The sequence below is a fragment of the Flagellimonas halotolerans genome, from assembly GCF_035818535.1.
Taxonomy (GTDB): Bacteria; Bacteroidota; Bacteroidia; order Flavobacteriales; family Flavobacteriaceae; genus Flagellimonas; species Flagellimonas halotolerans.
Window position 1 is genome coordinate 53696 of sequence record NZ_JAYKYV010000006.1, and the last position, 20666, is coordinate 74361.

Consider the following 20666-nt stretch of genomic DNA (forward strand, 5'->3'; position numbering starts at 1 on the left):
CGATAAAATGTAATTTGTTAACAGAGGGTGAATAACCCTTGCATTCTGCGTTAAAGAAAGTTAAAGTTTTGCCCTATAGTGTGTTATGATTGTCAATCTAACAAAATGTTAAGTATTTCCGTGGCAGCATCCGCAATTTTTGTGCCTGGTCCAAAAACCGCTATGGCACCATTTTTTAGCAGATGGTCATAATCTTGCTTTGGAATTACACCTCCAACAATGACCATAATGTCTTCCCGACCGTATTTTTTCAATTCCTGAATTACTTCGGGAACCAAAGTTTTGTGTCCTCCGGCGAGTGAAGAAATACCCAACACATGAACATCGTTTTCCACAGCTTGCTTGGCTACTTCGGCAGGGGTTTGGAACAAGGGCCCAATATCCACATCAAAACCTAGATCGGCATAACCGGTGGCGACCACTTTGGCACCGCGGTCGTGTCCATCCTGACCCATTTTGGCAACCATAATACGAGGTCTGCGGCCTTCTTGCTCGGCAAAGGCATCGGCCAATTTACGGGCCTTTTCAAAACTTTCGTCGTTTTTGATTTCTTTGGAATACACTCCGGTAAAAGATTGAATTTTTGCTCTATAGCGTCCAAAGGCACTTTCCATGGCGTCGCTGATCTCACCAAGGGTAGCACGCTGTTTGGCCGCTTCTATGGCTAAAGCTAACAAATTTCCACGGGCGGAGTTATTTTCCATGGCCTTTTTAGAAGCGACACGTATTTCTTCGAGCGATTTTTCCACGGCTTTGGAATCCCTGCTGCTTCGTATTTGGTCCAAGCGGACCATTTGTTGCTTGCGTACCTTGGCATTGTCCACTTCCAAAATTTGAAGGTCGTCCTCGTTGTCCAATCTGTATTTGTTCACACCAACAATAATGTCCTGTCCACTATCAATACGGGCCTGCTTTTTGGCTGCGGCCTCTTCAATGCGCATTTTGGGGATGCCTTTTTCAATGGCCTTCGTCATCCCGCCCAATTTTTCAACCTCTTCAATCAATTCCCAGGCATTTTCGGCAATTTCGTGGGTCAATTGTTCCACTTTATGGCTTCCTGCCCACGGGTCTACCGTTTTTGTGATGTGTGTTTCCTGTTGGAGATAGATTTGCGTATTTCGTGCGATTCTCGCTGAAAAATCCGTAGGTAGCGCAATCGCTTCGTCCAATGCATTTGTATGTAAGCTCTGGGTACCGCCAAAAACTGCCGCCATGGCCTCAATGGTGGTTCTGGCCACATTGTTGAAAGGATCTTGCTCCGTTAAGCTCCATCCACTGGTTTGGCTATGGGTACGGAGCATCAACGATTTTGGATTTGAAGGGTTGAATTGTTGTACCAACTTGGCCCATAGCATGCGTCCGGCTCTCATTTTTGCAATTTCAGCGAAGTGATTCATCCCAATACCCCAGAAAAAGGAAAGTCTTGGAGCGAACTCATCAATTTTAAGGCCTGCTTTAATTCCTGTTCGGATGTATTCGATTCCATCGGCCAAAGTATAGGCTAACTCCATGGATGCAGGTGCCCCTGCCTCGTGCATGTGGTAACCAGAGATACTGATGCTGTTGAACCGCGGCATATGTTTACTGGTAAACTCAAAAATATCCGCCACGATCTGCATGGAAGGGGTAGGAGGATAAATATAGGTGTTCCGAACCATAAATTCCTTTAAAATATCGTTTTGGATGGTTCCGGAAAGTTGTTCCATGGACACACCTTGCTCCAATCCTGCCACAATGTAAAAGGCCATAATGGGGATTACCGCCCCGTTCATCGTCATGGAAACGGACATTTTGTCCAAAGGAATACCATTGAACAAGATTTTCATGTCCTCAACGGAATCTATGGCTACCCCTGCCTTGCCCACATCCCCGACTACTCGGTCGTTGTCCGAGTCGTAACCACGGTGCGTGGGGAGGTCAAAGGCCACGGAAAGTCCTTTTTGGCCCGCCTCCAAATTTCTTCGGTAAAACGCATTGCTTTCCTCGGCAGTTGAAAACCCTGCGTATTGACGTATGGTCCAAGGCCTGCTAACGTACATGGTGGAGTAGGGCCCCCGTAAAAATGGAGATATGCCCGCAGCAAAGTTGGTATGGCCATAGTTATGAGTTATGGTTTTTGGGTTATGGGTATTCTCCAACTCTGTACCCTGAACTCCGAACTCTGAACTTAATTCCAAATGTTGAAGGTCTTTTCTACTCATCGTTCAATCTTTTTTGTTCGGATGCTTCGGCCAATCTTTTTTCAATAATGGGCTCAATAATGGTTTTCCTTGCCATGGTTTTCACAAAGGGGTAGAGTTCCAATTCGTCCTTCATGCGGTCTTGCGGATTTTGGTATTTGTTGGTGCCAAGAGAAATAATCTTTCCTTTATCAAAAAGCTGTTGCTCCTTGTCCGCACTTTCCTTTATTTTACGCTGCACCATGCCTTTTTTCAAACTATCCAAAAAACCGCCGGCCTTTTCAATCTGTTTAAAAAGGACCAAGGCCTTTTCTGCCAGTTGATTGGTAAGTGATTCAATGTAATAGGTGCCTTCAGAAATTTGTGAAGCTCTGGCCAGATAGGATTCTTCTTTTAAAAGTAACAGTTGGTTACGTGCAATTCGTTCTCCAAACTCGTTGTCTTTATGGTAAATGGCATCGTAGGCCAAATTACAAACGGTATCCGCTCCGCCCAAAACCGCCGACATGGACTCTGATGTAGTACGGAGCATATTCACGTTGTAATCGTATAAGGTTTTGTTGCGCTTAGAGGGTATGGCCAAAATGTTGCACTTACCTTGAATGTCGTATTCGGATGCCAAACTGTTCCAAAGCCATCGCAACGCTTTAACCTTGGCCATTTCAAAGAAATAGTTGCTGCCAACGGCAACTTTAAAGGTAATTGGGAGTGACTTCCCGACTCCGCTCGAAGGAACAAATTGGTTCAGATATTCATTGGCGTGAGCCAAACCGTAGGCCAATTGCTGCACCATGTTGGCACCTGCATTTTGATAGAGGGACAGGTCAACTCCAGTAATTGATATGTCCGAAGTGCCTAGTGAAACCAATTCAGTCAATAGCTTATGGTCCTTTTCCAATTTATGGTACCAGTTGCCATCTTTGGCCAAATGTCCAATGATGTCGATGTTCAAATGGGCCTTTGCTTTTTTGCCTTTTAGAAGTGAAACTAATTTTTCGACAGGTTCCAGGGCCAAAAACTCAAAATTGAAGTAAAGCAGCACCGTCTCTAGATTGATGCCCGAGAACAAGGTTTCGAAGTCAATTTTCTCATTGGGAATAGTGAAAACTATGCTCTCCACCCCTTTTTCGAGTATTTCTTGAGCCTTTGTGTTGGCTTTTTTGGCATCCCCCACATACATTGATTGGCCTACCGACCAATCATGGTCTTTGGGGAGTGAAAAGGAAGGAATGTCCGCAATGTCTTCTTGATGATAAAAAGGTTTGACATTGATGCCCTCCAAAGATTCCCAAACCAAGGTTTCGTTGTAATCGTCACCTTTGAGGTCCATCTGGATTTTTTGTTTCCACTGTTTGGCGGAAACCTCAGGAAATTCGTTAAATAGACCAGTGTTACTCATCTTGTTTGTTCTTTAGGCTATCTTCATATTCAATCAGGAATATTTCTTCATTCTCCTTTTTCATGTAATATTTTTCACGGGCAAGCTTTTCCAACTCTTTCTTATCCGACATCTTTTCCAAAATCTCCTTATCCTTGGCGATTTCACTTTTCAGAAACTCCTTCTCCTTTTCCAACTTATCTATTTCGTTTTCCAGTTCCAAATGAATCATTAGGGAATTGGTGTCAAAAAAGGCCATCCAAATCACAAAAATGGTCAGGACCAAAATATAGGTGTTGGTCATAATCTTGAACCATTTCTTTTTCCTCAACTCTTTTAGGGCCATCTTACGTAAGATTATTGTTGATGATGGTCCTTACAACATCCACGGCAACCGTATTGTAGCGGTTGTTTGGTATAATGATGTCCGCAAACTCCTTCGAGGGTTCAATAAATTGAAGGTGCATGGGTTTTACCGCGGTCTGGTATCGAGTGAGTACCTTGTTCAAATCGTGGCCCCGTTCCTGCGTGTCCCGCTGTAACCTTCGAATCAAACGCTCGTCCGAATCTGCATGAACAAATATTTTTATGTCGAACATATCCCTTAATTTGGGATTGCTCAACACCAAAATCCCTTCCACAATCATCACTTTTCGCGGTGGCGTAGGCACGGTTTCCTTCATTCGGGTTTCCTCTACAAAGGAATAAATAGGAGTGTCCACGGTCTTACCTGCCCTTAATTGGTCAATATGCTTAATCAATAGGTCAAAATCAATGGAATTGGGGTGGTCAAAATTAATTTTGGCCCTCTCTTCCCGGCTCATATGGGAAAGGTCGTTGTAGTAGGAATCCTGCGAAATCACACCTACCTCGTTTTCGGGCAATTGCTCCACAATTTGGTTTACTACCGTTGTTTTTCCGCACCCTGTGCCACCAGCAATCCCTAGAATCAGCATAGTTCAAAATTTATCATCAAAAATAAACAAATGATTATATCTACCGCTTAATAACGATACAACATAATTGGCAATCCACAATCAAAAAATGAATGATCAATGTCATGATTCTAGCCAGTTTAAGCGTTTAGCTTTGTGTGATTTTAATGCATTACCCTTATATTTATCAAGCTAACCAATGGAAATTTTATATATGAATGATACTTATACGGTCAAGGTTGGCGATGACTTTGACTTTAAACTTTCCAAGGACACCATTTCTTCGTTGGATTTGATCAAAACTGGTGCTGATGCCTTTCATCTTTTAAAGGATGGAGGATCGTACCATATAAAAATTTTAGGTTCCGATTTTAATAATGGAACCTACACCATAAGTGTTAACGGAAGGGAATACCAAACCTTAATCCAAACCCCTTTGGATGAACTTATCCAAAAAATGGGCTTCGCTACCAATGGCAGTAAAAACATAGATTATATATCCGCACCTATGCCAGGATTGATTTTGGATATTTTGGTGGAGGAAGGTCAGGAAGTTGAAGAAGAAGAGCAACTATTGATTCTGGAAGCCATGAAAATGGAAAACATTATTACCTCTCCGAGAAACGGCGTTATCAAAAAAATAAGAGTATCACAAGGTGATGCCGTTGACAAGAAACAATTGTTGATTGAATTTCAATAGAACACCATGAAAAAAATATTGATTGCCAATCGTGGCGAAATTGCGGTAAGGGTTATGAAAACCGTAAAAAAGATGGGCATAAAGACTGTTGCCGTGTTTTCTGAAGCGGACAGGAATGCCCCCCACGTACAATTTGCTGACGAAGCGGTCTGTATTGGCGAAGCACCTTCCAGCCAATCGTATTTGCGAGGGGACAAAATTATCGGGGTGGCCAAAGAACGTCAAGTTGATGGAATTCATCCGGGCTATGGCTTTTTAAGTGAAAACGCTGATTTTGCCGAAGCGGTGGAAAAAAGCGGCATCACTTTTATTGGGCCAAAATCCAAGGCCATTCGGATCATGGGCAGCAAATTGGCGGCCAAAGAAGCTGTTAAGGCTTATGATATTCCCATGGTGCCCGGTATTGACGAAGCGATTTCCGACGTGGCCAAGGCCCACGGGATTGCGAATGAAGTAGGTTACCCGATATTGATAAAAGCCTCTGCCGGTGGTGGGGGTAAAGGAATGCGGATTGTAGAAAAGGCGGAAGACCTTGAATCGGGTATGAAAAGAGCCATTAGCGAGGCCACTTCCGCCTTTGGCGATGGTTCCGTTTTTGTGGAGAAATATGTGAAATCACCAAGGCACATCGAAGTACAGGTCATGGCCGATACTCACGGTAATGTCCTCCATTTTTTTGAAAGGGAATGTAGTGTGCAACGTCGCCACCAAAAAGTGGTGGAAGAGGCGCCTTCTGCCATTTTAACCCCGGAATTGCGGGAAGAAATGGGCATTGCAGCGTGCAAAGTGGCCAAATCTTGTGATTATGTTGGAGCAGGTACCGTCGAGTTTTTGATGGATGCCGACCTCAATTTCTACTTTTTGGAGATGAATACTCGCCTGCAAGTGGAACACCCCGTTACCGAATTGATCACGGGGGTGGACTTGGTGGAATTACAGATAAAAGTGGCCCGTGGCGAGGAACTCCCAATAAAACAGGAGGACTTGAAAATCAATGGTCATGCGGTGGAACTTCGCGTGTATGCCGAAGACCCGCTGAACGATTTTTTGCCCAGTGTGGGAAATCTCGAAGCCTATCAATTGCCCGTTGGTGAAGGGATTAGGGTGGACAATGGCTTTAAGGAAGGAATGGATGTCCCCATTTACTACGACCCCATGCTGTCCAAGCTCATTACCTACGGTAAAACCCGCGAGGAGGCCATAGAGTTGATGCTCGATGCCATTCAAAAGTATAAAGTGAAAGGGGTGCGGACCACCCTGCCTTTCGGAAGTTTTGTGTTTGCACATGAAGCGTTCCGGTCAGGTGGTTTTGACACCCATTTTGTGAAGAATTATTATTCTCCGGAAAAAATCAAGCAGCAAACGGCCAACGGAGCAGAGGTCGCCGCCATGATAGCCCTTTATCAATTTCTGGAAGACAAGAAAATAGTACGATTACCTTCAAATTGAATCCTATGGACCCCAAAATAAAAGCACTACAAGAAAAAATAGCACAAGCCCATTTGGGTGGAGGCGAAAAACGTATCGAAAAACAACATCAAAAGAAAAAGTTGACGGCTCGCGAAAGGGTACTTTACTTTTTGGATGAAGGCTCTTTTGAAGAAATGGGCATTTTGGTGACCCACCGCACCACCGATTTTGGTATGGACAAGGAAATGTATTATGGTGATGGGGTAGTAACGGGCTATGGAACCGTAAACGGAAGATTGGTGTATGTATATGCCCAGGATTTCACCGTTTTCGGAGGAGCGCTTTCCGAAACCCATGCCGAAAAAATATGTAAGGTGATGGATTTGGCCATGAAAGTGGGAGCGCCCGTAATCGGTCTCAACGATTCTGGGGGTGCCCGAATTCAGGAAGGAGTGAGGTCATTAGGGGGATATGCCGATATTTTTTACCGCAACGTGCAAGCATCAGGGGTAATTCCACAGATTTCTGCTATTATGGGCCCTTGTGCCGGTGGAGCTGTGTATTCGCCTGCGATGACGGATTTCATTATTATGGTGGAGGAAACCAGCTATATGTTCGTTACCGGACCCAATGTGGTAAAAACGGTAACCAACGAAACCGTGACCTCGGAAGAGCTGGGAGGAGCCAGTACCCACGCGGTAAAATCAGGAGTAGCCCATAAAACTTCCAATAACGATGCTACTTGCTTGGATGATATTCGAAACTTGTTGAATTATCTGCCCCAAAACAATAAGGAAACTACGCCATTGTTGCCTTATGAACTTGGTGATGAAACGAGGGATGAATTGTCTGGTATTGTGCCCGACAATCCCAACAAGCCCTACGATATGCATGATGTTATAGGCGGAATCATTGATGCCGATTCGTTTTATGAAATTCACAAGGATTATGCGGAAAACATTATTACCGGTTTTGCCCGACTTGGAGGCAAAAGTATCGGAATCATTGCCAATCAGCCCATGTTTCTTGCAGGGGTTTTGGATGTGAACAGCTCCAGAAAAGCAGCGCGTTTTACCCGTTTTTGTGATTCTTTCAATATTCCATTGTTGGTTTTGGTTGATGTTCCTGGATTTTTGCCGGGAACTGACCAAGAGTGGAGCGGCATTATTATGCACGGGGCAAAATTACTCTATGCCCTGAGTGAAGCGACCGTGCCACGAGTTACCGTAATTACCCGTAAAGCCTATGGCGGTGCTTACGATGTAATGAACTCCAAGCATATTGGTGCCGATTTTAACTTTGCTTGGCCGAGTGCCGAAATTGCGGTAATGGGGGCGAAGGGTGCTAGTGAAATTATTTTTAGAAAGGAAATAGCCGCCGCCGCCGATCCCGAGGCCAAACTAAAGGAAAAGGAAGCGGAGTATGCGGATAAGTTTGCGAATCCGTACAGAGCGGCCAAACGTGGGTTTATCGATGAGGTGATTCTGCCAAAAGATACCCGAAGCAAATTATTGAAGACTTTTGCCATGTTGGAGAAAAAAGCCGTGCAAACCCCTTGGAAGAAGCACGGGAATATTCCGTTGTAATGTTGGAAAGGTGAAGGGGTCAAAGGTCAAAGGCTTGACACGAATTCCACCAATTTTCACAAAAACCTAAATCTGAACTAGTTCTGTAATGTCAGGTCGAGCGCAGTCGAGACCTCAATCTTGGTTTGGATTAAACTTGTGGTGCGTAGCATTTCTTCACTCTGACAATATTTGTAAAAGGTCTAAATCACCGGCTGCAAGGGCAAACTTCTTTTTAGCATTCCACTTCTTGATTTTCTTTTCAAAATAGATGGCTTGCAAAACATCATTGAATTCTTGTTGAAAGATAAGTTAAACAGGTCTTCTTCGGTAAGTGAAAGCTGTTTTATCAGTTCCGTTTTGATGCTCTGACAACCTTCGGTCTATATTATCCGTGATTCCAGTATAAGTTAGTCCGTCGGCACACTTTAGTATGTAAACAAAGTATAGGTTCATGATTTGGCGGGTCTCGACTGCGCTCGATCTGACACCAAACATAGCAAAGTATTTTAAAATGGGTCTCGACTGCCTGCCCGTCTAGCAGGCGGGCGCTCGACCTGACAATTTAGCTTATAACATTACTGTCTTCCCCGTTTTAACGGATTCATCCGCAGCCAGCACAATCTTAAGACTGTTGACGGCATCATTTAAATGATGGGTCAGGTCGCGGTTATTTACAATGGCGTCCAATAGGTATTTTTGTTCCAGTAAACAAAGCCCGTCATGGTCGGGTTCATCTGCTGTGCTAATGATTTCATCTTTTTTGGTGAAATTACCATTGGCATCGAGCTCGCTATGGTGTAATTTTAGACTTCCCGTTTTGGTATGTCCTTCAATATCTTCAGATGCACCCTTGTCAGCATCACTAATGGATACACAACCTTTTGGGCCGATAACATCCTTGATAAAAAATGCAGTTTCGCTCATCATAGGCCCCCAGCCTGCTTCGTACCAACCCACGGAACCATCTTCAAATCGTACCTGTAGCTGTCCGTAATTGTACATTTTGGAATCTACTTCATCAGACAAATGGGCACCAATGGCAGAAACGCTAATGGGTTTGGAGCGCGTCATGGAACACATGACATCCACATAATGTACACCACAGTCCACAATGGGAGACATGGATTGCATTAACTGTTTGTGGGTGTACCATTGTTCCCCCGAGCTTTGTTGGTTTAGGTTCATTCGCATCACCAGGGGTTTGCCCAAGGTCTGCGCCATTTCTGTAAACTTGGTCCAGGTAGGGTGTACGCGCAAAATATAGCCCACAACCATTTTGCGATCCTGCTTTTGGGAAAGATCAACCAGTGTTTGTGCTTCTTCCACGGTCAAAGCCAACGGTTTTTCTACGAAAACATGGGCATTGGCCTCAAGGGCCGTTTTTACATAATTGTAATGCGTGTCTGGGTATGTGTTAATGGAAACCACATCGGGTTGGGTCGTTTTTAATGCTTCGGCATAATCCGAAAAGGTAGGTGTTCCATCTAATTCTTCGGAAAGGCGTTCCCTGCTTTTGGCGCCACGACTTACCAATCCCACTATTTCAAATCCATCTAACTGGTGGTAAGCACGGGCATGGGAAGTTCCCATATTGCCGCATCCGACCACTAAGGTTTTTAATTGTTTCATTGCCTAGTTAATTTAGCTTTAAAGATAAGGTTATCTGTTTTTTTTTGAACAGATTTGGAAGGAGATATTCCCTTGGACCATCAATAATCTCAAACTACAACGTTGGATATGTTTTCTTATCATTAAACCTTTCTTAAAAGCTTTACTGGTCCGTTGGGTATGCCTAATTTTGCCAGATGCAAAAGTTAAATCAAAAACCCAACTTTGAGTTTGTGGCCATGATGGCCGCTTTGATGTCCATTGTAGCCTTGGCCATTGACGCCATACTGCCTGCAATTTCCAACATTGGGACTGCCATTAATAGCACCGACCCTACGGATAATCAATTGTTGGTCACCATGATTTTCTTGGGACTGGGCGTGGGGCAATTGTTCTTTGGCCCTATATCCGACAGTTTTGGACGTAAGCCAGTGGTTTATATGGGTTTTTCCATCTTTTTGATTGCTAGTATCATCTGTTTGTATGCCCCATCTTTGGAAGTAATGGTCGTAGGAAGGATTTTGCAGGGAATTGGATTGTCCGCACCCCGAACCATCTCCATCTCCATTATTCGGGATACATACGAGGGCGATTATATGGCCAAAATAATGTCCTTTGTCACCGCTTTTTTCATTTTGGTGCCAGTTGTGGCCCCCGCAGTGGGTAAACTGATTTTGGATGCTGCGGGTTGGCAAGCCATTTTTTATGTGCAAATGTTTTTTGTACTTGTGATTGCCGTATGGTTTTGGAAACGACAAAAAGAGACCCTGCACCCAGAATATAAAATTCCCTTTACGAGGCACGTTTTTATTGATGGTGTAAAGGAGTTTGTAAAATATAAAGAAACTGTTGCCTTTACCTTGACATCTGGTTTGGTAACGGGAGCATTTTTGGTGTATTTGAGTTCTGCCCAGCATATATTCGAAGATCAATATGCCTTAAAAGAAATATTCCCGTACATTTTTGCAGGCCTTGCGGTTTCTATTGGACTTTCCACATTTTTGAATGGAACCTTGGTAATGCGTTTTGGTATGCGAAGGTTGTCCTTAATGGCAACCATTGTATTTTGCGTTGTAGCGCTGACCTACGCGATTGCTTTTCTCGACACCCCTAATCCAAGCATTTATGTCTTGGTCGGATTTTTATCCGTTCAGTTTTTCTGTCTAGGATTTATGTGGGGAAATTTCCGTTCCATCGCCATGGAGCCTATCGGTCATATTGCCGGAATTGGAGCAGCCATTAATGGGTTTGTGTCGACATTGCTATCCATTCCCATTGCAACCTTTATCGGAGAATTTGTAAAAGATTCCGTTTGGCCCCTTTTTGCAGGTTTGGCCATTTGTGGACTGTGTGCTTTGACTATTTTTCTTTTGGTGAACAAACCCAAAAGAAAACGTTTGGCAACGACTTAGTTTTCTTTGGAAAAAAATACCTCGCCACTGCACGAATCGGAAGTGGCACCTGTAACTGATTTCAGCACGTTGGTTTTTCCTTCCAAGCGGAGTACGCCCATTAACGCAAAAACCAAGGCTTCTTTATAGGCAACCAATGTTTTGTTGGGAACTACAACCTCAATACCGGCACCCAGTTTAATTTGGAGCGTATCCATAAAGAATTGATTGAGCGCACCTCCTCCCGTAGCCAACAGTTTACTGTTGGATTTGCCATTGCCCTTGTGCTTGAGGGCAGCAAATGCAATCTGTTCGCAATTATGATGGATGAATGTATGCAATAAATCCTCGTTGGAAATCTCGGAAGCCTCGATCAATGGTACAATTTCGGAAACGAACCACTCATACCCTGTGGATTTGGGGTAGGGCAGGTCATAATATTTAAGGTTGTTCAGTTTTTGTAGCAGGGAGTGGTCCAATTTACCGGAACGGGCCAGTTTTCCATTTTCATCATAGGCCAGTCCCATTTTATGGGTAATGTAATTCAGTGGCATGTTGGCCAATCCAATGTCGTAGGCAGTGCGTTGGCCATCTTTATCAAAAGAAATATTGCTGATGCCGCCCAGGTTCAAACAAAAATCGTATTCATGGAACAGCAATTTATCGCCAATGGGCACCAAGGGAGCGCCTTGTCCCTTTAGGGACACATCCTTGGTTCTGAAATCGCAGACAACTTGTTTACCAGATGTATTAGCCAATAACTGTCCGTCGCCCAATTGAAACGTAACTCCATCTTCTGGTCGGTGGTGCGAAGTGTGCCCATGACTGGCAATAAAATCGACCTCTTCTCCCAATTCATCCATAAACAACTTGGATTGTTGTCCCAACCAAATACCATAATCCTTGTGCAGTTGCTCGTGTTCTTCTTCGGAAAGATGAATCGCTTTTTTGAGGTACTCCCTCATTTCATCGGAATAATCGATTTCAGTAGTTTTTTTTATGGAAAAGCTCCATTTCCCATCTTCTTTCCAAATATGGCAATAGGCAATGTCCAACCCATCGAGAGAGGTTCCGGACATCAATCCCAAAACTTTATAAACATTCATGGCTGAAAGGTTTTTAGTTGGATGGGAAGTTTACCTTTGGCTTCAATTTTATCGGAAAAGTGCTCAAAAGCAACTTCTTGAAACTCCGGAAAATCCTGATACACCAATACGGTATTGGATGATGGCTTCAATTTTAAAATATCCAGGACGTACGGATTTCCAAAAAGATAGATCAAGGTATTTTTCTTCTCCACCAATTTATGGATAGTGGTCAACGTACTTTCATCAAAACCAAATTGGTTTTTGGGTTTTACAGCTGGAGGGAAAATGCTCAACAATACATTCTGTTCTTTGGAATTCAGGGCCGTATCCAAATCAACCACTTTTGATCCAAAATTGTATGAAATTTGTTCCGAAAAGCTATTTTCTTTGCTGGAATTCACGGAAACATTCAAGAAGTTTGAGGATTTTATTTCCTCTACGGTTGATGCATTACCATACAATTCCGTGATGCCCTGTTCTGCAATTTTACGGTTTAATTTGGAATTTACATCAAGACCGGAATCATTGGATTGCATTTTTACAGAAAACACTTTGTGTTTTAAGTTCCAGACTCTTTCAAAACTTTCTTGGATTTGTTCTTCTGAAGCACTTGCCAATATCCCATCAATACCCTCAGCCACATTTTCACTAAAACAAAGCACGTCCATACCTGCATTAAAAGCAGCTTTTTCCAAGGCCCCTTTTTGAGGAAATTTTTTGGACACTGCATGCATGTTCAAAGCATCAGAAATTACAACACCATCAAAACCCAACTGTTTTCTGAGCAGATCCGATATGATTTTGGAAGAAGTAGTAGATGGATTTTCAGCATCCAACTGAGGTAGGAGCAAATGACCTACCATCACAGAGTCCACCCCGGATTCAATTCCTTTTTTGAAGGGATAAAGCTCATTTTCCATAAGTTCCTCCAAGGATTTGTCGATTACAGGTAGATCCAAATGTGAATCTGTTGCCGTATCACCATGCCCTGGAAAATGCTTGATGGAATTTAGGGTTCCACTCTTGGCCATTCCTTTTAGGAATGCTTCTGCTTTGTGGGACACATCTTTTCTATCATCCCCAAAGGAACGATAACCGATTACGGGATTTTCAGGATTGTTGTTGATATCCAAAACGGGGGACAAATTCCATTGTATTCCCGCTCGTCTGCAATCGTTTCCAATAGCTTCGCCTACTTTATGAATTAGGTCATTATTACTGGTTAAAGCTCCCAAAGTAATGGCATAAGGGTATTGTGGTGTGTTTTCAATACGCATCGCAAGTCCCCACTCGGCATCAATGGCAACAAGCAAAGGTACGCTGGCAGCTTTTTGATACCGTGCAATAAGCTCCAACAAACGGTCGTAGCTTTTTGCGTTATGAGCCACCTTTTTCTTTCCTTCAAAATTGGTGGCCGCACTGGCCCTGCTGTGGAAAAAACAGATAGAACCGATATGATGTTCCTTGATGAGCTTCTCCATTTTTCGTACCCCATCTTCGGTATCGTTGATAAAAACAGCGGGCATAAACAATTGCCCCACTTTTTGTTTTAAAGTCAGTGTGTTTTTTGGAAGTGTGTAGGCTTGTTGGGTTTTAGTCATTGGATTCTACTGTTTTTTACCGTAATCTGCGGGGTATTTTAAATAGCGAAGCACCAGAAAAGCAGGCAAGGCTGCAATTACCACCCAGATAAAGAAGCCGTCGTAGCCCAACCATTCTTGAATGTATCCGCTCAGCATTCCGGGCAGCATCATGCCCAAGGCCATAAACCCGGTGGCAATGGCGTAGTGCGATGTTTTGGAGGCTCCTTCGGCCACATAAATAAGGTACATCATAAAAGCGGCAAAACCGAAACCGTAGCCAAATTGTTCAAGCACTACGGTACCGGCCACAGCATAAATGCTGGTAGTTTGAGTTATGGCCAATATCGCATAAAGCGCATTGGGCAGGTTGAGTGCAAGCAACATGGGCAGCATCCACTTTTTAAGTCCGTCCCGGGAAATCAAGATACCACCCAGAATTCCTCCGAGCGACAACATAATTACGCCCACAGTACCATAAATGGTGCCCACGGCTTCGGTAGAGTAGGCCAATCCGCCAACTTGTAACTCATCCAGTAAAAAAGGGGATGCCATTTTCACCAATTGTGATTCGCCCAGACGGTACGTTAATATGAACAATAAGGCTACTCCAATTTGATGTTTTTTGAAAAAAGTGGTAAATACCTCGAAGAATCCTGCTGGTTTATCCTTGGGTTCGGTTGTTGATCCTTCAAACTTGGGGGCCGTAAAAAAGTTGGATACCGTTAAAGCAAGCATTAAAATAGCTGCACTGATCATGGTTACGGACCATGCTTTGGTATTGTCCCCGTATTGATTTTCCAAAAAACCTGCAAAAATCACTAAAAGTCCCTGTCCCGTAACCATGGCCAAACGGTAGAATGTACTGCGAAGGCCAATAAAGAAGGATTGTTTTTTCTGGGTGAGGCCAATCATATAATACCCATCCGAGGCAATATCGTTGGTGGCAGAGGCGAAGGCGGCCATCCAAAAGAACGCTAGCGTTATGATAAGGAACGAATTTGAGGGTAAAAAGAGACCAATCCCCAAAAATGCCAGGGAAACCGCCAATTGCATGCCCAAAAACCATTTTCTTTTCGTGCCATTCAGGTCAACAATGGGACTCCACAAGGGTTTGATGACCCAAGGGAGGTATAGCCAACTTGTGTACAAGCCTATTTCCGCATTGCCAATGCCCAAACGCTTGTACATGATCACGGAAACCGTTACCACCAAAATGTAGGGAATCCCTTGGGTGAAATATAAAAAGGGAATCCACAGCCATGCGTTTTTATCTTTCGGAGCTACATTCATTGGTGGTGGTTTTAATTTATAGTATTGGCTTTTATTTGTTGGAATATCGGGAAGTTCAGGCTAATTTGGTAGTATAACTTTAGTGAACGGTCTGGTTTTTATGTTGTTTTAACGATGATGCATAAAAGAAAAAGGCCTACTTATGCACTAAATGTAGGCCTTTTCAGGATTAATTAAACAACTAACAACTTAAAATGAAATGTTGTTTTTTTTAGAAATGGTATCGTACAAAACCTTCCATGGCTTCGTACTCTGCCATTCCAAGTGCATTATATCTATTTGCGGTATCCTTGTTTCTTTGTTCTGCACGTTGCCAGAATTCCCTTTCGTCGTTCCCTGGAAACATGGCACTATCCTTTTGGGACTGGTGTTTAAATATGGCATTGATTTTTCTATCCATATCTTTTGGCCCAATTGGGACTGCCATTTCCATATCCGCAATGTCCCATTCCTGCCAAGCTCCCCTATACAACCAAACGTAGCAGTTTCTTATCCAGTCCGAGCCTTCGTCGACCAACCGCTGAATGGCTTTAAAGATTACATCCAGACAAACCCTGTGTGTTCCATGTGGGTCGGAAAGGTCTCCTGCGGCAAAAATTTGATGTGGTTTTAGCTTGTTCAGCAAATCATAGGTTATTTGAACATCTTCGTCAGAAAGGGGTTTCTTTCTCACGGCACCCGTTTCGTAAAATGGCAGGTTCTGAAAATGCGCATTTTCTTCCTTCACGCCACAATAGCGGCACGCGGCCAAGGCTTCCCCTTTTCTAATTAACCCTTTATAATCCTGTACTTCGGGACTATCCAATTCTCCCGGTTTTTTGTTGGCCAAAAACTCACGGACCTGTTTGAATTTCTTTTTAAGTTCCTTGTTGTCTTTTTGCACGTCGGTGGCAAAATCGAGGAAACGTATCACTTCATCATCAAAAACCGCAATATTGCCCGAGGTTTGATACGCTACGTGGACATTATGTCCTTGGTCCACCAAACGCAGCAAAGTGCCTCCCATCGAAATTACGTCATCATCGGGGTGGGGACTAAAAATCAAAGATGTTTTTGGGTGGGGTTGTGCTCTTTCCGGTCTTTGACTGTCATCGGCATTGGGCTTGCCTCCGGGCCATCCGGTAATTGTGCGTTGTAATTGATTGAATACTGAAAGGTTGATTTGCTCTGCGGAACCCACATCGGCAATTAGGCTACCCATACCATATTCATTATAATCTTCGTTGGTCAACTTTAATATGGCCTTGCCCAGTTTTTCTGAAAGCCAAATTGATGCGGTTTTGATGAGTTTGTCGTCCCAATCGCATTCGGTAACCAACCAAGGTGTTTTTATTCTTGACAAATAGGAGGATGCCGCTCCGTCAAGAACAAAATCACAGTTTTTATGATGCTGTAGGAAAGTTGCTGGGACGGATTCCTTTATTTCGCCCTCAACCGCTTGTTGGACAATGGGCGCTTTTCCTTCGCCCCATGCCATGATTATGATTCTTTTGGCATCCATAATGGTGCCGACCCCCATTGTAACCGCTCTTCTCGGTACATTTTCCTCGCCGAAGAAATCACTTGCGGCATCAAGGCGTGTAACACGGTCCAAACGAACCAAACGGGTTTTACTGTTCAGTGACGAGCCAGGTTCGTTGAACCCGATATGCCCGGTTCTACCGATTCCTAGAATCTGTATGTCTATACCTCCGACATTTTTTATTTTCTCTTCATAATCCAAGCAATACTTTCTTATTGCATCCTTGGGCAAACTCCCATCTGGAATATGGACGTTATGAGGTTCAATATCAATATGGTCAAACAAATGTTCGTTCATAAAGCGGACATAACTATGGATGGAATCTGGATCCATTGGGAAGTATTCATCCAAATTGAACGTGACAACATTTTTGAAGCTTAGTCGCCCCTCTTTATAGAACTGAACCAAATAGTCGTATACCTTGGTAGGCGTAGAACCTGTTGCCAATCCAAGAACCGCCTTTTTGCCTTCGTCTTGTTTTTGTTTTATCAGACTTGCTATTTCGTTGGCAACGTACCACGATGCGCTTTGGGCGTCCTGATAAATATGGGTGTTGATTTTTTCGAACTTCATGGATTCGGTGTCCAGAGGTTCTTTTTTTAATAAGTTATCGGCTAATTCTTGCATGTTTTTATTGATTTTGACCTTTTTGATGCTGCAAATATAATCAAAAAAGCATTAAATGGCAAAAAACTGCATTATATTTGCAATTGTTTGCAAGTTTTAGACAAGGTGAACATTCTGTTCTCATAAAAGATATTTTCTGTAATTGTTTTCTACTTTTGAATTCGTATGAAAAGGATATTACATGCTTAAAGAAGAAAGACGGCATTCCATACTTAATGAGGTGGAGTTGCACAATAGGGTATTGCTGACAGATTTGGCGGACAAGCTCAATGTTTCCGTAGATACCGTAAGAAGGGATGTCAAAGAGCTTGATGATGAAAACCTCTTGGTCAAAGTGCATGGAGGTGCTGTTTCTCTGGGGTTTGCCAATCACAGTCCCCATCAGGGCAATGTTTATGCCCAAGACAAGAAAATAACTATCGCAAAAAAGGCGTTGGGCCTTCTTAAAAACAATAGTGTCATTTTGATTGATGGGGGGACAACCTGCCTTGAGTTGGCCAAATTGTTGCCCGTAAACCTAAAACTTACTTGTTTCACCTTGAGTCTGCCTGTAGCCAAGGAGTTGCTGCGCAAACCTAATGTGGAAACCATATTTATTGGGGGTACACTCTCAAAAGGGTCGCAAATAGCAATGGGATCCAGTACAATCAATGCACTGTCACAGATTAAAGTGGATTATAGCTTTATAGGTACGGGCTATGTTGACACGGAATTTGGATTGACCGAGTTTGATTGGGATGTGGTGCAGACGAAAAAAGCCGTAATCAATGCTTCCAAGAAAGCCGTACTTTTATGTATTTCGGAGAAATTGAATTCCCAACATCGCTTTAAAACGTGTGATTTGAACGTAATCAATACCATGATAACGGAATTGGAACCTTGGGATTCAAAACTGGACGCATTCAAAAATTTGAACATACAAATACTATAAAGTAGTGGTGAAAAAACACATAAAGATTACCGAGGAGCCATCCAACTATGATGGGTTGGATGAAATGGATACGTTGGAGATTGTAGCCAATATCAACAATGAGGACAAGAAAGTGGCTGAAGCTGTCAAGCAGGTATTGCCTCAGGTGGTCACAGTAGTCGATGAAACGGCCAAACGTTTTGAAAAAGGGGGTAGACTTTTTTATATAGGGGCCGGAACCAGTGGTAGATTGGGCATATTGGATGCTTCGGAAATTCCACCTACGTTTGGGATGCCACATAATCGGGTAATTGGATTGATTGCAGGAGGAGACCAGGCCATTCGCAAGGCGGTCGAGAATGCTGAAGATGACGCGAAGCAAGCTTGGAAAGACCTTCAGGAACATAATATTAATGATAATGATGTTTTGGTGGGCATTGCCGCTTCGGGCACCACTCCTTACGTTTTGGGAGGGATTGAAGATGCAAAGTCCAATGGTATTCTAACAGTGGGGATTACCAATAATCCAGGGTCTCCTCTGGCTCAATCAACCGATATACCGATTGAAGTGAACGTTGGCCCGGAATTTTTAACAGGGAGTACCCGAATGAAAAGTGGAACCAGTCAAAAAATGGTCCTGAACATGATTTCCACGGCCTTGATGATTCGCGTAGGTAGGGTGAAAGGCAACAAAATGGTGAACATGCAATTGAGCAACACCAAATTAGTGGATAGGGGAACGCGTTATATTATGGAAGAACTGGACCTGAGTTATGAGGAAGCCGAAAAAGCGCTCAAAAAATATGGTTCGGTCAAGTTGGCCATTGATGCTTTGAAATAAGTGGGTCCAGATTATTTTGGCTCCAATCGGTAAACCCCTTTACCTTCAATACCTACATAAATGAAACCATCTGGTGCTTGGCGTACATTCCGAACTCGGCCCATGCCGTCCAGTAATTTTTCGCGATAGACAACTTTGTTGTCTTTTAGTTCCAATCGCTCCAAATATTGAAAAGCCAGGGAGCCTACCAATAAATTGTCTTTCCATTTGGGATATTTCACGGAAGTAACAAACGTCATCCCAGATGGTGCAATGGATGGCGTCCACTGGTACAATGGCTGTTCCATGCCTGGCCTTGAGGTTTCATCGGTAATTTCGGTGCCACTATAATTAATACCGTAGGTGATTACGGGCCATCCATAGTTTTTCCCTTTTTGTATGATATTGATTTCATCCCCGCCCCTTGGTCCGTGCTCATGTTCCCAAAGCACTCCAGTTTTAGGATGAAGAGCCAAGCCTTGAGGATTTCTATGCCCATAGCTGTAGATGGCTTTTTTTGCCCCTGTTTCATCAATAAACGGATTGTCTTCAGGAATACGGCCATCATCGTGCAAACGATAAATTTTACCTCCATCGCGTGTAATATCCTGTGGGTTTACATCCCTGTCCCCTCTTTCACCAATGGAGAAGAACAAGTAACCATCATTGTCAAACTCAATTCTAGATCCAAAATGTTGCCCGCGTGTGGAGTTTGGCGATGCTTTATACAATTTTTCAATGTTTACGAGCTTGTTGTTGGATAACTTGGCGCGTATAATGGCCGTATTGCCACCTTTTTCATTGCCTTCGGTAGAAGCGTAGGAAAAATAAATCCAACCATTATTGTCGTAATCGGGATGCAGTTCAATATCCATTAAACCACCTTGTCCACGGTTGTATACTTCAGGGGCATTGTCCACTTCAATGGTTTTTCCGGATTTGTGGAGAAGGAGCTTTCCTGATTTCTCTGATACCAAAATACTATTGTCGGACAAAAATACCATGCCCCAAGGATTTTGGACCCCACCTACCACAAGCTTAGGTGTAAAATCAATGGTTGCTGGAAGATGTATGCCCTTATCTGATTTTTGGGCACAGGATGTACTGAGCAATAAAATAAAAAAATATGGGAATAAGAGGCTCTTTTGCATGATTTTATGTTGAAATAATAGATAAACAGCAGATTTAAAAGTCCGTTTTATGGAAGATAAAGAGAATTTTTGTAAGAACAGAAACTATGATTTAGAATATTGAAAATCCAAATTTGAGTATTCTCTATGTGGTTTTGGTAAAAAAGTAATTTTAGGATTGAAATGTCACCAAAATTTATATTTTTGCAGTCCGTTTTCGGAATGTGGCCCTATGGCTACGCTCAGGATAGACTCCGTATGTTGCCCAGACTGCTTAGCGGTAGGCGGAATTGTAATTTGGGTATTGTTTTTTTGAATTTTATCAGCATTTTGCTGATTTCGGGATGTGGCGCAGTCTGGTAGCGTACGCGCATGGGGTGCGCGTGGTCGCTGGTTCGAATCCAGTCATCCCGACGAACCGCCATCTAGGCAGAAACAAAGCACTGTTAATTGTATGATTATCAGTGCTTTTCATTTTTTATGATTCCATCTGATATCATTTAAAACCATGTTTTTGGTGTGCAAT

The 20666-nt window shown here is 43.1% G+C and carries 17 protein-coding genes and 1 tRNA gene; 7 read left to right on the forward strand and 11 right to left on the reverse strand.

Features of this window, described 5'->3' with window-relative positions; all coding sequences use genetic code 11:
• Window positions 1–92: 92 nt before the first annotated feature.
• The 4 genes from scpA to udk are packed head-to-tail and all read right to left on the reverse strand — an operon-like array spanning window position 93 to window position 4514.
• The gene (scpA, locus tag VM932_RS08735) at window positions 93–2201 is read right to left on the reverse strand and encodes a methylmalonyl-CoA mutase (protein WP_326278442.1); all 2109 of its coding nucleotides are present in this window, start codon (window positions 2199–2201) and stop codon (window positions 93–95) included.
• Window positions 2194–3579, reverse strand: a complete 1386-nt coding sequence (locus VM932_RS08740; protein WP_326278444.1) for a methylmalonyl-CoA mutase subunit beta — start codon at window positions 3577–3579, stop codon at window positions 2194–2196. Before VM932_RS08740 ends, scpA begins: the two co-directional genes overlap by 8 nt.
• Window positions 3572–3904 (reverse strand): FtsB family cell division protein, encoded by a 333-nt coding sequence (locus VM932_RS08745; protein WP_326278445.1) that lies wholly within the window; start codon window positions 3902–3904, stop codon window positions 3572–3574. Before VM932_RS08745 ends, VM932_RS08740 begins: the two co-directional genes overlap by 8 nt.
• 1 nt (window position 3905) lies before the next feature.
• Window positions 3906–4514 (reverse strand): uridine kinase, encoded by a 609-nt coding sequence (udk, locus tag VM932_RS08750; protein WP_326278446.1) that lies wholly within the window; start codon window positions 4512–4514, stop codon window positions 3906–3908.
• 193 nt (window positions 4515–4707) lie between these two features.
• Here udk and VM932_RS08755 point away from each other — a divergent pair, with 193 nt between their 5' ends.
• Genes VM932_RS08755 through VM932_RS08765 form a run of 3 tightly spaced genes read left to right on the forward strand, consistent with a single transcriptional unit; the run spans window position 4708 to window position 8189 of the window.
• On the forward strand, window positions 4708–5193 hold the full coding sequence (locus VM932_RS08755; RefSeq protein ID WP_326278447.1) for a biotin/lipoyl-containing protein: 486 nt from the start codon (window positions 4708–4710) through the stop codon (window positions 5191–5193).
• Between the two features lie 6 nt (window positions 5194–5199).
• On the forward strand, window positions 5200–6642 hold the full coding sequence (gene accC / locus VM932_RS08760) for an acetyl-CoA carboxylase biotin carboxylase subunit (RefSeq protein WP_326278448.1): 1443 nt from the start codon (window positions 5200–5202) through the stop codon (window positions 6640–6642).
• Window positions 6643–6647: 5 nt separating this feature from the next.
• Entirely contained in the window at window positions 6648–8189 is a 1542-nt protein-coding gene (locus VM932_RS08765) for an acyl-CoA carboxylase subunit beta (RefSeq protein WP_326278449.1), read from the forward strand.
• A 291-nt stretch (window positions 8190–8480) separates the two neighbouring features.
• On the opposite strand, the gene VM932_RS08770 is transcribed toward VM932_RS08765, so the two are convergent.
• Both VM932_RS08770 and VM932_RS08775 read right to left on the reverse strand, forming a co-directional pair.
• Window positions 8481–8666 carry a GIY-YIG nuclease family protein gene (locus VM932_RS08770; RefSeq protein WP_326278450.1) on the reverse strand — a complete coding sequence of 62 codons (186 nt, stop codon included), beginning with the start codon at window positions 8664–8666 and terminating at the stop codon, window positions 8481–8483.
• Between the two features lie 72 nt (window positions 8667–8738).
• Window positions 8739–9800, reverse strand: coding sequence for a Gfo/Idh/MocA family protein (locus VM932_RS08775; RefSeq protein ID WP_326278452.1), 1062 nt, complete (start codon window positions 9798–9800; stop codon window positions 8739–8741).
• 176 nt (window positions 9801–9976) lie between these two features.
• On the opposite strand from VM932_RS08775, the gene VM932_RS08780 reads away from it, so the two are divergent.
• On the forward strand, window positions 9977–11191 hold the full coding sequence (locus tag VM932_RS08780; protein ID WP_326278453.1) for a multidrug effflux MFS transporter: 1215 nt from the start codon (window positions 9977–9979) through the stop codon (window positions 11189–11191).
• Here the strand turns inward: VM932_RS08780 and VM932_RS08785 are convergent.
• The 4 genes from VM932_RS08785 to nagB all read right to left on the reverse strand — a co-directional run bounded on the left by VM932_RS08785 (window position 11188) and on the right by nagB (window position 17280).
• Complete coding sequence (locus VM932_RS08785; RefSeq protein ID WP_326278455.1) at window positions 11188–12276, reverse strand: anhydro-N-acetylmuramic acid kinase; 1089 nt, start codon at window positions 12274–12276, stop codon at window positions 11188–11190. The genes VM932_RS08780 and VM932_RS08785 overlap by 4 nt on opposite strands.
• Window positions 12273–13859 carry a glycoside hydrolase family 3 protein gene (locus VM932_RS08790; protein ID WP_326278456.1) on the reverse strand — a complete coding sequence of 529 codons (1587 nt, stop codon included), beginning with the start codon at window positions 13857–13859 and terminating at the stop codon, window positions 12273–12275. The genes VM932_RS08785 and VM932_RS08790 overlap by 4 nt, the downstream gene beginning before the upstream one ends.
• Window positions 13860–13865: 6 nt before the next feature.
• The gene (locus VM932_RS08795) at window positions 13866–15131 is read right to left on the reverse strand and encodes an MFS transporter (protein ID WP_326278457.1); all 1266 of its coding nucleotides are present in this window, start codon (window positions 15129–15131) and stop codon (window positions 13866–13868) included.
• Window positions 15132–15342: 211 nt separating this feature from the next.
• Complete coding sequence (gene nagB, locus VM932_RS08800) at window positions 15343–17280, reverse strand: glucosamine-6-phosphate deaminase (RefSeq protein ID WP_326278458.1); 1938 nt, start codon at window positions 17278–17280, stop codon at window positions 15343–15345.
• Between the two features lie 181 nt (window positions 17281–17461).
• Between nagB and VM932_RS08805 the strand changes: the two genes are divergently transcribed.
• On the forward strand, window positions 17462–18211 hold the full coding sequence (locus VM932_RS08805; protein WP_326278460.1) for a DeoR/GlpR family DNA-binding transcription regulator: 750 nt from the start codon (window positions 17462–17464) through the stop codon (window positions 18209–18211).
• Between the two features lie 7 nt (window positions 18212–18218).
• A complete protein-coding gene (gene murQ, locus VM932_RS08810; protein ID WP_326278462.1) occupies window positions 18219–19031 on the forward strand; it encodes an N-acetylmuramic acid 6-phosphate etherase in 813 nt (270 codons plus the stop codon).
• 11 nt (window positions 19032–19042) lie between these two features.
• On the opposite strand, the gene VM932_RS08815 is transcribed toward murQ, so the two are convergent.
• Window positions 19043–20161, reverse strand: a complete 1119-nt coding sequence (locus VM932_RS08815) for a PQQ-dependent sugar dehydrogenase (protein ID WP_326278464.1) — start codon at window positions 20159–20161, stop codon at window positions 19043–19045.
• A 319-nt stretch (window positions 20162–20480) separates the two neighbouring features.
• Here VM932_RS08815 and VM932_RS08820 point away from each other — a divergent pair.
• Window positions 20481–20554, forward strand: a tRNA-Pro gene (locus VM932_RS08820).
• Window positions 20555–20666: the final 112 nt, after the last annotated feature.